Annotated in this window: 10 protein-coding genes and 2 pseudogenes; 10 read left to right on the forward strand and 2 right to left on the reverse strand. The window is 69.9% G+C overall.

The genetic code is table 11. From position 1 onward, the window contains the following. Window position 1 precedes the first annotated feature (1 nt). The 7 genes and pseudogenes from OG953_RS06505 to OG953_RS06535 all read left to right on the forward strand — a co-directional run. Window positions 2–985 (forward strand): carbohydrate kinase family protein, encoded by a 984-nt coding sequence (locus OG953_RS06505; protein ID WP_405682990.1) that lies wholly within the window; start codon window positions 2–4, stop codon window positions 983–985. Beyond that, window positions 982–4,476 (forward strand): methionine synthase, encoded by a 3,495-nt coding sequence (gene metH, locus OG953_RS06510; protein WP_405682991.1) that lies wholly within the window; start codon window positions 982–984, stop codon window positions 4,474–4,476. The genes OG953_RS06505 and metH overlap by 4 nt, the downstream gene beginning before the upstream one ends. Continuing rightward, window positions 4,473–5,330 (forward strand): methylenetetrahydrofolate reductase [NAD(P)H], encoded by an 858-nt coding sequence (metF, locus tag OG953_RS06515; protein ID WP_405682992.1) that lies wholly within the window; start codon window positions 4,473–4,475, stop codon window positions 5,328–5,330. The genes metH and metF overlap by 4 nt, the downstream gene beginning before the upstream one ends. Then, on the forward strand, window positions 5,296–6,771 hold the full coding sequence (gene ahcY / locus OG953_RS06520) for an adenosylhomocysteinase (protein ID WP_405682993.1): 1,476 nt from the start codon (window positions 5,296–5,298) through the stop codon (window positions 6,769–6,771). Before metF ends, ahcY begins: the two co-directional genes overlap by 35 nt. A 157-nt stretch (window positions 6,772–6,928) precedes the next feature. Beyond that, on the forward strand, window positions 6,929–7,825 hold the full coding sequence (locus tag OG953_RS06525; protein WP_405682994.1) for an alpha/beta hydrolase: 897 nt from the start codon (window positions 6,929–6,931) through the stop codon (window positions 7,823–7,825). A gap of 331 nt (window positions 7,826–8,156) precedes the next feature. Next, a pseudogene (locus OG953_RS06530) lies at window positions 8,157–8,696 on the forward strand (M23 family metallopeptidase); the annotation flags it as partial. Between the two features lie 13 nt (window positions 8,697–8,709). After that, window positions 8,710–8,952, forward strand: a pseudogene (locus OG953_RS06535) (transposase); the annotation flags it as partial. A 261-nt stretch (window positions 8,953–9,213) separates the two neighbouring features. Here the strand turns inward: OG953_RS06535 and OG953_RS06540 are convergent. Beyond that, a complete protein-coding gene (locus tag OG953_RS06540; RefSeq protein ID WP_405682995.1) occupies window positions 9,214–10,455 on the reverse strand; it encodes an MBL fold metallo-hydrolase in 1,242 nt (413 codons plus the stop codon). 99 nt (window positions 10,456–10,554) lie between these two features. Then, complete coding sequence (locus OG953_RS06545; protein ID WP_405682996.1) at window positions 10,555–10,995, reverse strand: PPOX class F420-dependent oxidoreductase; 441 nt, start codon at window positions 10,993–10,995, stop codon at window positions 10,555–10,557. A gap of 192 nt (window positions 10,996–11,187) precedes the next feature. On the opposite strand from OG953_RS06545, the gene OG953_RS06550 reads away from it, so the two are divergent. The 3 genes from OG953_RS06550 (at window position 11,188) to OG953_RS06560 (ending at window position 14,463) form a co-directional block, all read left to right on the forward strand. Then, window positions 11,188–11,526 (forward strand): carboxymuconolactone decarboxylase family protein, encoded by a 339-nt coding sequence (locus tag OG953_RS06550; RefSeq protein WP_405682997.1) that lies wholly within the window; start codon window positions 11,188–11,190, stop codon window positions 11,524–11,526. 124 nt (window positions 11,527–11,650) lie between these two features. After that, window positions 11,651–13,246, forward strand: a complete 1,596-nt coding sequence (locus tag OG953_RS06555) for a 5-guanidino-2-oxopentanoate decarboxylase (RefSeq protein ID WP_405682998.1) — start codon at window positions 11,651–11,653, stop codon at window positions 13,244–13,246. Then, window positions 13,243–14,463 (forward strand): Glu/Leu/Phe/Val dehydrogenase dimerization domain-containing protein, encoded by a 1,221-nt coding sequence (locus OG953_RS06560; RefSeq protein ID WP_405682999.1) that lies wholly within the window; start codon window positions 13,243–13,245, stop codon window positions 14,461–14,463. Before OG953_RS06555 ends, OG953_RS06560 begins: the two co-directional genes overlap by 4 nt. Window positions 14,464–14,505 lie beyond the last annotated feature (42 nt).

Below are 14,505 nucleotides of genomic sequence, written 5' to 3' on the forward strand. Positions count from 1 at the left end.
GATGCGGACAGCCGTCACCGGATCCATCGCCACGGACCATCTGACCGTGTTCCCCGGTCGTTTCACCGATCAGCTCATCCCCGAGCGGCTGGACACCGTATCGCTGTCATTCCTCGTCGACGACCTGGAGGTACGCCGAGGAGGCGTCGCGGCGAACATCTCCTTCGGCCTGGGCGTGCTCGGTTCCGCCCCCGTGCTGGTGGGCGCGGCGGGTACCGACTTCGCGGAGTACGGCGCTTGGCTGCGCGAGCACGGCGTCGACACCGACTCGGTGAAGGTGAGCCGGACACGTCACACGGCCCGCTTCATGTGCACGACGGACGCGGACCAGAACCAGATCGCTGTCTTCTACGCGGGAGCGATGGCCGAAGCCCGCGACATCGCGCTTTCCGAGGTCGTGGCCCGCGTGGGCGGACTCGACCTGGTGGTGGTGGCCCCCGACGATCCCGAAGCCATGGCGCGGCACACCGCCGAGAGCCGACGGCTGGGCATCGCCAGGGCCGCCGACCCCTCACAGCAACTTGCCCGGCTCGGTGCCGAGGAGGCGAGGCAACTCGTCGACGGAGCACAGCTGTTGTTCACCAACGAGTACGAAGCCGCACTGCTCCAGGAACGTACGGGCTGGACGGAGAGGCAAGTCCTGGGCCGTGTCGGCACCTGGGTCGTCACCCGTGGTGGCTCCGGCACGTCCATCAAGTCGGCAGGGGCCCCGGTCCTCACCGTCCCCGCCGTGCCGACGGAGCACGTCGCCGACCCGACGGGCGGCGGCGACGCTTTCCGGGCCGGCTACCTGGCCGGCCTGGGCCGCAGCCTGTCGCCGGAACGCTCGGCGCAGGTGGGCTGCGCCCTGGCGACCACCGTTCTGGAAACGGTCGGAACCCAGGAGTACAAGCTGGTGCCCACCGAGTTCTCGACCCGGATCGCGGACGCGTACGGGCCGGCGGCGGCGCAGGAGATCGCGGCGCGAGGGATGGGCACGGGATGACCGGGACCCGTTCCTCGGCCCTGTGCGAGGCGCTCGCCTCCCGGGTGGTGGTGGCCGACGGTGCCATGGGCACCATGCTCCAGGCGCAGGACCCGACCCTTGAGGACTTCGAGAACCTCGAAGGCTGCAACGAGATCCTGAACGTCACCCGCCCGGACATCGTGCGTTCGGTGCACGAGGAGTACTTCGCGGTGGGGGTGGACTGCGTCGAGACGAACACCTTCGGCGCCAACCTGGCGGCCCTGGGTGAGTACGACATTCCCGAGCGGGTCTTCGAGCTTTCGGAGGCCGGTGCGCGGATCGCCCGCGAGGTTGCCGACGAGTTCACCGAATCGACGGGACAGCAGCGGTGGGTGCTCGGCTCGATGGGCCCGGGTACGAAGCTGCCGACGCTGGGTCACGCCCCGTACACCAAGCTCCGCGACGCCTACCAGCAGAACGCCGAGGGCATGATCGCCGGCGGCGCCGACGCCCTGCTGGTCGAGACCACCCAGGACCTGCTGCAGTCCAAGGCATCAGTCATCGGTGCCCGGCGGGCCCTTCGGGCGACAGGTGCGGACCTGCCGATCGTCTGCTCCGTCACCGTCGAGACGACCGGGACCATGCTGCTCGGCTCGGAGATCGGTGCCGCACTGACCGCGCTTGAACCCCTCGGCATCGACATGATCGGCCTCAACTGCGCCACGGGTCCGGCCGAAATGAGGGAGCACCTGCGCTATCTCGCCCACCATTCCCGTATCCCGCTGTCCTGCATGCCGAATGCGGGACTGCCTGTGCTGGGCAAGGACGGCGCGCACTACCCGCTCTCGCCGGGGGAACTCGCGGACGCGCAGGAGACGTTCGTCCGGGAGTACGGGCTGTCGTTGGTGGGCGGCTGTTGCGGTACGACTCCGGAGCATCTGCGGCAGGTTGTGGAGCGGGTTCGGGGCACCGTGCCCACTACTCGCGATCCGCACCCCGAGCCGGGCGCCGCGTCCCTGTACCAGACCGTCCCGTTCCGCCAGGACACCTCGTACCTCGCGATCGGGGAGCGTACGAACGCCAACGGGTCGAAGAAGTTCCGCGAGGCCATGCTGGAGGCCCGCTGGGACGACTGCGTGGAGATGGCCCGTGAGCAGATCCGCGAGGGCGCCCACATGCTCGACCTCTGCGTCGACTACGTGGGCCGCGACGGTGTGGCGGACATGGAGGAGCTGGCCGGCCGCTTCGCCACCGCCTCCACCCTCCCGATCGTGCTCGACTCCACCGAACTGCCCGTCCTGCGGGCCGGTCTGGAGAAGCTCGGCGGCCGTGCCGTCCTGAATTCCGTCAACTACGAGGACGGCGACGGACCCGAGTCCCGCTTCGCCAAGGTCACCGCGCTGGCAGCCGAGCACGGCGCCGCGCTGATCGCCCTGACCATCGACGAGGAGGGCCAGGCCCGTACCGTCGAGCACAAGGTCGCCGTCGCCGAGCGGCTCATCGAGGACCTGACCGGCAACTGGGGCATCAAGGAGTCGGACATCCTCATCGACACCCTGACCTTCACCATCTGCACCGGTCAGGAGGAGTCCCGGGGCGACGGCATCGCCACCATCGGGGCCATCCGCGAACTGAAGAAGCGCCACCCCGATGTCCAGACCACGCTGGGCCTGTCGAACATCTCCTTCGGTCTCAACCCGGCCGCTCGGGTCGTGCTGAACTCCGTCTTCCTCGACGAGTGCGTCAAGGCCGGACTCGACTCGGCGATCGTGCACGCCTCCAAGATCCTGCCGATCGCACGCCTCGAGGAGGAGCAGGTCAAGGTCGCGCTCGACCTCATCCACGACCGCCGCGCAGAGGGCTACGACCCCCTCCAGAAGCTCATGGAGCTCTTCGAGGGCGTCAACATGAAGTCCATGAAGGCGGGCAAGGCCGAGGAACTCCTCGCCCTGCCGCTCGACGAGCGCCTCCAGCGCCGCATCATCGACGGTGAGAAGAACGGCCTGGAGACCGACCTCGACGAGGCCCTGCAGACCCGACCGGCCCTCGACATCGTCAACGACACGCTGCTCGAAGGCATGAAGGTCGTCGGTGAGCTCTTCGGCTCCGGCCAGATGCAGCTGCCGTTCGTGCTCCAGTCCGCCGAGGTCATGAAGACCGCGGTCGCCTATCTGGAACCGCACATGGAGAAGTCCGATGCCGAGGGCAAGGGCACCATCGTCCTGGCCACGGTCCGCGGCGACGTCCATGACATCGGCAAGAACCTCGTCGACATCATCCTGTCCAACAACGGCTACAACGTCGTGAACCTCGGCATCAAGCAGCCCGTCTCCGCGATCCTGGAGGCCGCAGAGGAGCACCGCGCCGACGTCATCGGCATGTCCGGCCTCCTGGTGAAGTCCACCGTGATCATGAAGGAGAACCTGGAGGAGCTGAACCAGCGCAAGCTGGCCGCCGACTTCCCGGTCATCCTCGGCGGCGCGGCCCTCACCCGGGCCTACGTCGAACAGGACCTCCACGAGATCTACGAGGGCGAGGTCCGCTACGCCCGCGACGCGTTCGAAGGGCTGCGCCTGATGGACGCCCTCATCGCGGTCAAGCGGGGCGTACCCGGCGCCACCCTCCCCGAACTCAAGCAGCGCCGCGTCCCCAAGCGAGACACGGCGGTCCTGGAGGTCGACGAGCCCGAGGAGGGCGTCCGCTCCGACGTCGCCGTCGACAACCCGGTCCCCGCACCGCCGTTCTGGGGCACCCGCGTCGTCAAGGGCATCCAGCTCAAGGAGTACGCGTCCTGGCTGGACGAGGGCGCGCTCTTCAAGGGCCAGTGGGGCCTCAAGCAGGCCCGCGCCGGTGACGGACCGACGTACGAGGAGCTGGTCGAGACCGAGGGCCGCCCGCACCTGCGCGGCTGGCTCGACAAGCTCCACACCGAGAACCTGCTGGAAGCCGCCGTCGTCTACGGCTACTTCCCCTGCGTCTCCAAGGGCGACGACCTGATCCTGCTCCACGAGGACGGCTCCGAGCGCACCCGCTTCACCTTCCCGCGCCAGCGCCGCGGCCGCCACCTCTGCCTCGCGGACTTCTTCCGCCCCGAGGAATCCGGCGAGACGGATGTGATCGGCCTCCAGGTCGTCACCGTCGGCTCGAAGATCGGCGGCGAGACCGCGAAGCTCTTCGAGGCCAACTCCTACCGCGACTACCTGGAGCTGCACGGCCTGTCCGTACAGCTGGCCGAGGCCCTCGCCGAGTACTGGCACGCCCGGGTCCGCTCCGAACTCGGCTTCGGCAGTGAGGACCCCGCCGATGTCGAGGACATGTTCGCCCTGAAGTACCGGGGCGCGCGCTTCTCGCTCGGCTACGGCGCCTGCCCCGACCTGGAGGACCGGGCGAAGATCGCCGAGCTGCTCCAGCCCGAGCGGATCGGTGTGCATCTCTCGGAGGAGTTCCAGCTGCACCCGGAGCAGTCCACCGACGCGATCGTCATCCACCACCCCGAAGCCAAGTACTTCAATGCAAGGGGCGCTGCATGACGCCTATCTCGTTCGAGGTCTTCCCGCCGCGCACTCCGGCCGGCGAACGTGCCCTCTGGGACGTCATTCGCCGCCTGGAGAGCCTGAATCCCCGCTTCATCTCCGTCACTTACGGGGCGGGGGGATCCTCCCGCGACCGGACGATCGACATCGTCCGGCGCATCGCGGCCGAGACCACACTGCGTCCCGTCGCCCACCTCACCGCGGTCGGCCACTCGGTTGCCGAGCTGCGCCAGATCATCGGGAGGTACGCGGATGCCGGTGCGCGCGACCTACTGGTCCTGCGGGGCGACCCGCCCGGCGACCCCAGAGGCAGTTGGGTGCCACATCCTCAGGGTCTGACGTACGCGAGCGAACTTGTCGAACTGGTGCGGTCCCTGGGCGACTTCACCATTGGCGTGGCCGCCTTCCCCGAGATGCATCCGCGCTCGCCGAACTGGGAGTGGGATGTCCGGCACTTCGTGGCGAAGTGCCGGGCAGGTGCCGACTACGCCATCACGCAGATGTTCTTCAGCGCCGAGGACTACCTACGGCTGCGTGACAGGGTCTCGGCCGCGGGCTGCGACATACCGATCATCCCGGAGATCATGCCCGCCACCGACCCACGTCAGATCAGCCGCTTCGCCGAGCTGTCGGGTGCCACCTTCCCCCCGGACCTTGCCCGCCGTCTCGAAGCGGCCCGCGACGACCCGGCCGAGGGGTATCGCATCGGGGTGGAGCACGCCACCGCCATGTCGGAACGTCTCCTCGCCGAGGGCGCGCCGGGACTGCACTGCATCACCCTTAACCGCGCCGCCGCCGCTCTCGATATCCACCACAATGTCGTTAACTCAAGGAGCGCCAGTGTCCACTGATTTCGCGGATTTCAAGGTCGCCGATCTTTCCCTCGCGGTGTTCGGCCGCAAGGAGATCACACTCGCCGAGCATGAGATGCCCGGCCTGATGTCGATCCGCAAGGAGTACGCCGCCGCGCAGCCGCTGGCCGGCGCCCGCATCACCGGTTCGCTGCACATGACCGTGCAGACGGCCGTGCTGATCGAGACCCTGGTCGCCCTCGGCGCAGAGGTCCGCTGGGCCTCCTGCAACATTTTCTCCACCCAGGACCACGCCGCCGCGGCCATCGCCGTCGGCCCGAACGGCACCCCGGACGCCCCCGCGGGCGTCCCGGTCTTCGCCTGGAAGGGCGAGACGCTCGAAGAGTACTGGTGGTGCACGGAGCAGGCACTGACCTGGCCGAACACCCCCACCGGCGGCCCGAACATGATCCTCGACGACGGTGGTGACGCCACCCTCCTCGTCCACAAGGGCGTCGAGTTCGAGAAGGCCGGCGCGGCCCCGGACCCGTCGACTGCGGACAGCGAGGAGTACGCCCACATCCTCACCCTGCTGAACCGCACCCTCGGCGAGTCCCCGCAGAAGTGGACTCAGCTGGCGTCCGAGATCCGCGGCGTCACCGAAGAGACCACGACCGGTGTGCACCGGCTGTACGAGATGCACCGCGACGGCACCCTCCTCTTCCCGGCGATCAACGTCAACGACGCCGTCACCAAGTCCAAGTTCGACAACAAGTACGGCTGCCGCCACTCCCTGATCGACGGCATCAACCGTGCCACCGACGTGCTCATCGGCGGCAAGACCGCCGTCGTCTGCGGCTACGGCGACGTGGGCAAGGGCTGTGCGGAGTCCCTGCGCGGCCAGGGCGCCCGCGTCATCATCACCGAGATCGACCCCATCTGCGCGCTGCAGGCGGCGATGGACGGCTACCAGGTCACCACGCTCGACGACGTCGTGGCCCAGGCCGCCATCTTCGTCACCACGACGGGCAACAAGGACATCATCATGGCCGCCGACATGGCCAAGATGAAGCACCAGGCCATCGTCGGGAACATCGGCCACTTCGACAACGAGATCGACATGGCCGGCCTGGCGAAGATCGACGGCATCGTCAAGGACGAAGTCAAGCCGCAGGTCCACACCTGGACGTTCCCCGACGGCAAGGTCCTCATCGTGCTGTCCGAGGGCCGCCTGCTGAACCTGGGCAACGCCACAGGCCACCCCTCGTTCGTCATGTCCAACTCGTTCGCGGACCAGACCCTGGCCCAGATCGAGCTTTTCACCAAGCCCGAGGAGTACCCGACCGACGTCTACGTGCTGCCCAAGCACCTCGACGAGAAGGTCGCCCGCCTCCACCTCGCCGCGCTCGGCGTGAAGCTCACGACGCTCCGCCCCGAGCAGGCGGCCTACATCGGCGTCGAGGTCGAAGGCCCGTACAAGCCCGACCACTACCGCTACTGACCCTGCAGAACGTCGATCGTCGTCGGGCTCACCCAACGGCGGCGTGTTCTTGTTCTCCACCTCTCCACCTCTCCACGAGGCGTCCTCCGACCGTCCCTCACCCTGCAGGAGCAGCCATGTCCGACAAGCCCCGCCGATGTGACCGGTATTCGTGCCGATGACTGCGCCGACACGCCCCGGCGCCCTCCCTCGGGTCCGCAGGGTCACCGTGGACGCCGGTGGAATGTCCCTGTCGGGACTGCTCGCCGAACCGGAACACGGTCCTGCGCACGCGTTCGTGGTGGCCCTCCACGGCGGCGGAATGAACTCCGGGTACTTCGACACCCGGACTCGGCCGGGGCTGTCGCTCCTGGAACTCGGGCCGGCCCTCGGGTACACGGTGCTAGCGCTCGATCGCCCGGGCTACGGCCTGTCCGCCGCCCACGTGCCGCAGGGCCGACGGGTGGCGGACCAGGCCGTAGCCGTACGTGCGGCACTGCGGGGCCTGTCCGACCGCTGGGCGACCGGCGCGGGCATTCTGCTGCTGGCGCACTCCTTCGGCGGCAAGGTGGCCCTCGCCGCCGCGGCCGACCTCGACGAAGAGAGCCTGCTCGGCCTGGACCTCTCGGGAATCGGCCATGCTTATCGGACCGACCAGGGGGACCCGTTCGACTTCATCCGGCGCGGTGGCTGGCGGCGTAACTGGGGCCCCTTGCGGCTCTACCCGCCAGGAACCTTCCACGTGGGCGGTGCCCCCGTCGAGACCATGCCTCCGCAGGAGGGAGCAGAGGCCGCCCGCTGGCCCGGCTACTTCCACGACCTGGCGCCACGCGTCCGCGTACCCGTGCGCTTGACCTTCGCGGAGCACGAGGCGTGGTGGCGGCACGACCCGGACGCGCTCGCCGAGCTGACGGCCGCCTTCGAGGCCGCCCCGCGCTTCACCGTCGAACGCCAGCCGGAGGCAGGCCACAACATCAGTCTCGGCTGGGCGGCCCGCTCGTACCACCTGCGTGCTCTGGCGTTCCTGGAGGAATGTCTGACGGCGCGCGAGATCAAGCAGTCGCAGCGCGGGTGATCTGGCCATGTGATCGGACAAGGTGCCGCTCCTCGTCCGATACGCCCGGGGGCCTGTCCGACTGGTCCCCGACCGCACGTGAAGTAGCGGCCCGATCACGGTGGTTGCCCTCGGCGGGGTATCCGCCCTCGCAGTACCCCGTCTGGAGTGCCGCCCTTCTCTTTAACATGCTCTCGCCAAGCAACGGCGTAGAACGAGTGGAACTCAAGGAGGACGGGACACGTGTGAGCAGTGCGGTCCGGCCGACAGCGCCGCTGAAGAACCACAGGATCTCCGACCGGCGGGCCCGTCACGCAGAAAGCTGCTGCTCGGCGTCGGCGCCGGGCTCGGGGTGGCGTTGACGGGTGTACCGGCGCTGACCTCGTCGGCCTCGGCGGCGACGCTCAAGGACGGCCGGTGGTGCAACCCCGCCCGGGGTCACTTCCCCGCAGGCGGTTACTACGGGGCCCCGCGCGGCCCCTACCCGCACGCGGGCCAGGACGTCACCAACTCGACGGGTACGGCCGTCTACGCCGCGGCCGCCGGCACCGTGGTACGCCGCGGCACCGGCGTCCTGTCGGGGCGCACCGGGAACGGCCTGGTCATCTCGCACGGCGGCGGGCGGTACACCTACTACGGGCACCTCAGCGCGTTCCGGGTCCCGCTCAACGCCAAGGTCGCCGCAGGGCAGCGCGTCGCCGACATGGGCACCACGGGCAATGCGACCGGCCCCCACCTCCACTTCGAGACCCACAGCGGAGGGCTGGGTTCCACGGTCAACCCGGTGTCGTACCTCGCCGCCCGGGGCGTGGACCTGGGCGGTGGCTGGCCGGCCATCAATCCCGGCGCCGTGGGCGCCACCGTGAAGGCCGTCCAGTACCTGATCACCCAGGCGATGGCCCTGAGAGAGACCGAGCCCGTCCGACAAGCTCACTCCCGCCCGAGTCCGCCGCGATTTCCGGCACCTCCGCCCGAAGGCGGCCTGTCCTGCCGGAGCACCGAAATCCTCCCGCCCCGGCCCAGGCCGGCCATCCGGTCGCAAGAACACCCGGCCCGCTCCACGCTATGACGTGCACACAGTCGGCAAACCGGGCCCCGCAAAACGACGGACGAAGTCAACAACCCCGCGTCCACGCCGCACAGGTTAAGGATCAAGTCAGAAATACGGAATCCCCACCCCGCCGTTTTGGCCGGAAGGGCGGGGCCTCGGTGTCAGGACTTGACGATCCGCGTCTCGACTTGGATGCCGGATGGCTTTCGTGAAGTGGGCAGTGGGATGTACTGCCGTGCCTCAGCAGCCCTCCCCCGTCGAAGGGGACCGTCGAGCGCCATCACCTGCTTTTGTTCGGCCTCCGTCAACTTGGCGAACGACTGCGTCACTGCGTTCAGGCTTTCACCCCTGCCCCGAGTCACCGCTCACCCGCAAGATCAAGATCGCGATCGTCCTGACCCTGAGCAACGTCCGTTGCCTCGCTGCGGCGCCAGGGGTGTGCAATCGGAGCAGCCACGGACCGCCACCAGGGATCGAGGGGAAGCGTTCCCGCGGGTTCGAAGGGCTCGCCCGGCCGGGGAAATGCGGCTGGCTGCTCGGCTTCCTCGGCGGCGTCCTTAGTCCACTCGCCGGGCTCTGCCCACGGGTGCATGGCGAGGGTGAAGGTGCCCCAGTGGATGGGCATCATGACGCCGTGCGGCTTGCCCCCTTGCAGGTCAAGGTGCGCCTGGATCCCCTGAGCGGGCGTCATATGTATGTCGGGCCACCCACCGGGGAGGGGGGTACAGTCCGTGTGGTTCTTGGGCCAGTACTCGGAGTACGCGCCGATCTGGATCATCGTCGCGTCGAACGGGCCGTGTCCGGCGCCGATGTCCTTGAAGCCGGGGAAATAGCCGGTGTCACCGCTGTGGTAGATCCGGTGCTCGGGCCCCGCGACGGCCCAGGAAGCCCAGAGCGTGTGCTGCTGGTTGCGCAGACCGCGGCCGCAGAAGTGCCGGGCCGGGGTGGCAGTCAGGCTGATCCCGGCGATCTTCGTGGTTTCGTTCCAGTCCAGTTCGCGCGTCCGGTCGGCGGACACGCCCCACCGCTCCAGATGGGCGCCGACGCCGAGCGGGACGGCGAAGACCGTGTCCGTGCCCGCGAGGGCGCGGATCGTCGGCAGATCGAGGTGGTCGTAATGGTCGTGGGAGATCACCACCGCGTCGACGGGCCCGAGCGCGGCGAGCGGCAGCGGCACGGGGTGCAGCCGCTTGGGCCCGGCAAAGGCGAAGGGCGAACAGCGCTCGCCCCACACCGGGTCGAAGAGCACCCGCCGGCCGTCGATCTCGGCGAGCACACTGGAATGGCCCATCCAGGTGAGCCGCAGCCCGGTGGCGGGCGGCTCGGCGAGGTCGGCGTAGGTGGTGGCGTGGACGGGCATGGTGCCGAACGGCGCCCTGCGCGCCCGCTCCTCCTTGCGGAAATAGACCTTCGCGAACTCCAGGGTGGATCCGGACGGCCGGGTCCGTGCCCCCACCGGGTTCTGGAAGACGCCGTCGGCGAAGTTGGGCGAGCGGCGGATGCGCTCCATGCGGGCACCGCCCGGATCTGCGCCGAATGCGGCGGGGCGCAGCGAACGCAGCCGGGTGCGGAGCGGAGGCAAGGGGTCAGCGCCGGTCACAGCATCTCCTGAGGGAGTCGGTGTCGTCTCATTATGGGCGGGGGCTACGACAGTGCGAGAGCGGAACGGCCGACGGGCTGATCGCCGGACCGGGCTCCATCAGCCACGCGGCTGCCCGTACGCGTGCTCGATGCGCAGCCGCAGCACGACGCGGCGGTCCCGGACCATCACACTGCGGTAGTCGTCCCAGTCGGGGTGTTCGCCCTGGACGTCGCGGTAGAGCGTGATCAGCTCCTCCACCGTCGCGTCGTGCGGATCGGCGGCGACGGGTGTCAGCTCGGCCGTGCCGTCCACGACCGTCCACGACCAGCGGTCCGCGCTGGTGACGTGGTAGCTCGCCCGCGGGTCACGGCGGAGGTTCTTCGTCTTCGCCCGGTCCTCGGTGATCGACACACGGACGATGCGCTCGTCGGGATAGTAGAAGTGATTGACATTGGACAGCTGGGGCCTGCCGTCCCGCTTGAGCGTCACGAGTACGCCGCCGCTCTCCTCGCCGAGCAGCCCGAGCAGCGCTTCCTGCTGTGCATCGAATCCTGTCATGCCGAATCCAACGTCCGTGCCCGCCACAGGATTCCGCATTCGGGCACTCCCGTGTCACGTCCGGGGCCCCGTCCGCCACACCCGTGACCGCAGCCCGGTGGCGGCGTCCCGCGGCGCCGCCGGACGGCATCCGAGCCGAACCGGAGGAGAACCGGCCATGTCCGCCCGACGGGACTCCGCTTCGAGTTGGCGGTGGGCCGCTGGAGGAAGCTGGACCCGCAGCTCAAGGCGCCGGCCGTCATGACGTCCGCGGCCATCGTCGGCTGCAACTGGTGTATGGACTTCGGCTACTGGGAGAGCCTCCGCCATGGCATGGACCCCCGCAAGCTGCGCGATGTACGGGTGTGGCGCGAGAGCGAGGCGTACACCCCACTGGAGCGTGACGTCATGGCGTACGCGGAGGCGATGAGACTCACCCCGCCCGAGGTCGGGGACGAGTTGGTGGAGCGACTGCGGACCACGCTCGGCGAGGCGCCGCTCGTCGTGCTCACGACCATGGTCGCGGTGGAGAACATGCGATCCAGCAACTGAACGACGATTCAGCAGTGGCCGCATTGACAGAGGCGCTCCCACCTCCCGATACTGACCGGCGATTCAGTAAATCGACCTGTCAGTGGAGGGAGCCGGCGTGCCCGAACAGACGAGGAGCGCGTCCGTGACCGGCGGTGAAGCCGTGGTCCGCGCCCTGGCGGCGCATGGGGTCACCAGGGCGTTCGGGATTCCGGGAACGCACAACCTGGAGATCTACCGGCATCTGGCCCCGTACGGCATCGCACATGTCACGCCCCGGCACGAACAGGGCGCGGGATACGCGGCGGATGCGTACGCACGGGTCACCGAGCGGCCCGGGGTGGCGATCACCACCACCGGGCCGGCCCTGCTCAACATCACGACAGCGGTCGGTCAGGCGTATTCGGACAGCGTGCCGCTGCTGGTCGTGTCGCCCGGGATGCCGTTGGACCACCCGCGGCAGCCGACCGGTCTGCTGCACGAGATGCGCAGCCAGACCGAGGCACTGCGTGCGGTCGCGGCGTTCAGCCACCGGGTGTCGACGGTCGAGGAGATCGGCTCGGCGGTGGCGCGTGCGTTCACCCTGTTCCGTACCCGGCGGCCGCGCCCGGTCCATATCGAGGTGCCGCTGGATCTGCTGGAGACGGCGCAGCCCGTGGGACCGGTGCGGCTCGCGCCACCGCTGTCCGCCCCGGGCCCGGTCGGGCCCGCGCTCCGGGACGCGGCCCGGGTCCTGCGCTCGGCCCGGCGGCCCGCCGTGGTCCTCGGCGGAGGGGCCCGGTCCGCGTCCGCCGGGTGCCTGGCGCTCGCCGAGGCGCTCGCCGCCCCGGTCGTCACCACCGCCAACGGCAAGGGGATCGTCGACGAGACGCATCCGCTGTCGCTCGGAGTGTCGCTGCACAGCCCGTCCGTACAGAAGTGGCTGGCCGACTGCGATGCGGTGCTCGCGGTCGGCACCGAGCTGGCCGAGTCCGATCTGTGGTCCGCACCGCCGCCGCTGGGCGGCACGCTGATCCGGGTCGACATCGACCCCGCTCAGATGTACGCGGGACCGCCCGCCGATCTGGCGCTGGTCGGCGCGGCGCGCCCCACGCTGGAGGCGCTGCGGGAGGCGCTGGAGGAGGCAACCGGGGAATCGGGCGCGCGGGACGGTGCCGCCGCGGTGCGGGCGCTGCGCGCCGCGCGGGATGCCGAGACCGCGGAGCGCGACGCCCGCTGGGTGCCGTATCTGCGGGCTGCACGGGCGGTGCTGGACGCCGACGCGATCTGGACCTCGGACAGTGCGCAGTGCTGCTACTACGGCGCCCTGCCCCACCTGCCCGTCGGCCCGCGCGGGCGCTATCTGCACCCGACCGGCTTCGGCACCCTCGGCTACGCGCTGCCCGCGGCGATCGGCGCGAAGACCGCGTACCCGCACCGGCAGGTCGTGGCACTCAGCGGGGACGGCGGGCTGCAGTTCTCCGTGCAGGAGCTCGCCACGGCCGCCCAGCTGCGGCTGCCGCTGCCCGTCGTGGTGTTCGACAACGGGGGCTACGGGGAGATCCGCGACGAAATGACCGCGCGCGGCGACACCCCCACGGGCGTCGATCTGCCGTCCGTCGACCTGCCCGCGCTGGCGCGGGCGTACGGCGGTCACGGCACCCGCGCCGACACCCCTGAGGCGCTCGCCCGCGCCCTGTCCCTGGCCCTGACCACCCCCGGGCCCACCGTGATCACTGTGACCGAGGAGACCCCCCGATGACGACACCTGCGGTGTCCCGCCCCACCGCCCCGTCCGCCCCCCTGATCTCGCTCACCTGGACCGACCACGTCACCGGCCGCCAGGGGCACCTGGTCGTCGACCGGCTGGTGCGCGGCGTGTCCAGCGGCGGGCTGCGGATGCGGGCGGGCTGCACGCTCGACGAGGTCGCGGGGCTGGCCCGCGGCATGACGATGAAGGAGGCCCTCCACTTCGACGCAGATGACACGGGGGCCCGCTACATACCGCTCGGCGGCGCGAAGGGCGGCATCGACTGCGACCCGCGCGACCCGGAGGCCTACGGCGTTCTGGTGCGCTATCTACGGGCCGTGCGCCCGTACATCGAGAACGTGTGGACGACGGGCGAGGACCTGGGGCTCACCCAGGACATCGTGGACCGGGCGGCGGCCGAGGCCGGGCTCGTCTCCTCGATCCAGGCCGTCTATCCCCTGCTCGACGACGAGACGGCGGCCCGGCAGCGTCTCGCCGACGCGTTCGCCGTCGAGGTGGACGGCATCGGGCTCGACGAGCTGGTCGGCGGCTGCGGTGTCGCCGAGTCGGCGCTCGCGGCGCTGGACCGGGCGGGCGTCCCGTACCGGGAGGCCAGGGTCTCCGTACAGGGGCTCGGCACCATGGGCGGTGCGACGGCGCGGTTCCTGGCGCGGGCCGGGCTGACGGTGGTCGCCGTGGCCGACGTCAAGGGCACGATCGCCAATCCGGCCGGCCTGGATGTCGAGGCGCTGCTGGCCGCCAGGGACGGGTACGGGACGGTGGACCGCGGCGCGCTCCGGGACGGGGACCGGGAGCTGCCCGCGGACGCATGGCTGGAGCAGGAGGCCGAGATACTGGTACCGGCAGCCGTTTCGTACGCGATCGATGCTGCCAACCAGGTGCGGATTCGGGCTCGTTGGGTCGTCGAGGCGGCGAACATGCCGGTGCTCGCGGAGGCGGAGGCACTGCTCGCGGCGCGCGGAGTCACGGTGTTGCCGGATGTGGTCGTCAACTCCGGTACGAACGCCTGGTGGTGGTGGACGCTGTTCGGTGACATCGGTGCTGACGACGACGAGGCGTTCGGACACATCCGCCGCTCGATGCGGGCCCTGATCGACCTGATGCTGGCCCGCGCCGAGGCCGACGACTGCACCCCGCGGGCCGCCGCCCATGCCATCGTCGCCGACCGGCTGCCGGTGATGGCGCAGCGGTTCGGCTGGTACCGCTGAGCCCAACTGCACTGCCGGTCAAGGCTGTTCCTGCCGACCGTC

Source organism: Streptomyces sp. NBC_00057 (genome assembly GCF_045041165.1).
Lineage (GTDB): Bacteria > Actinomycetota > Actinomycetes > Streptomycetales > Streptomycetaceae > Streptomyces.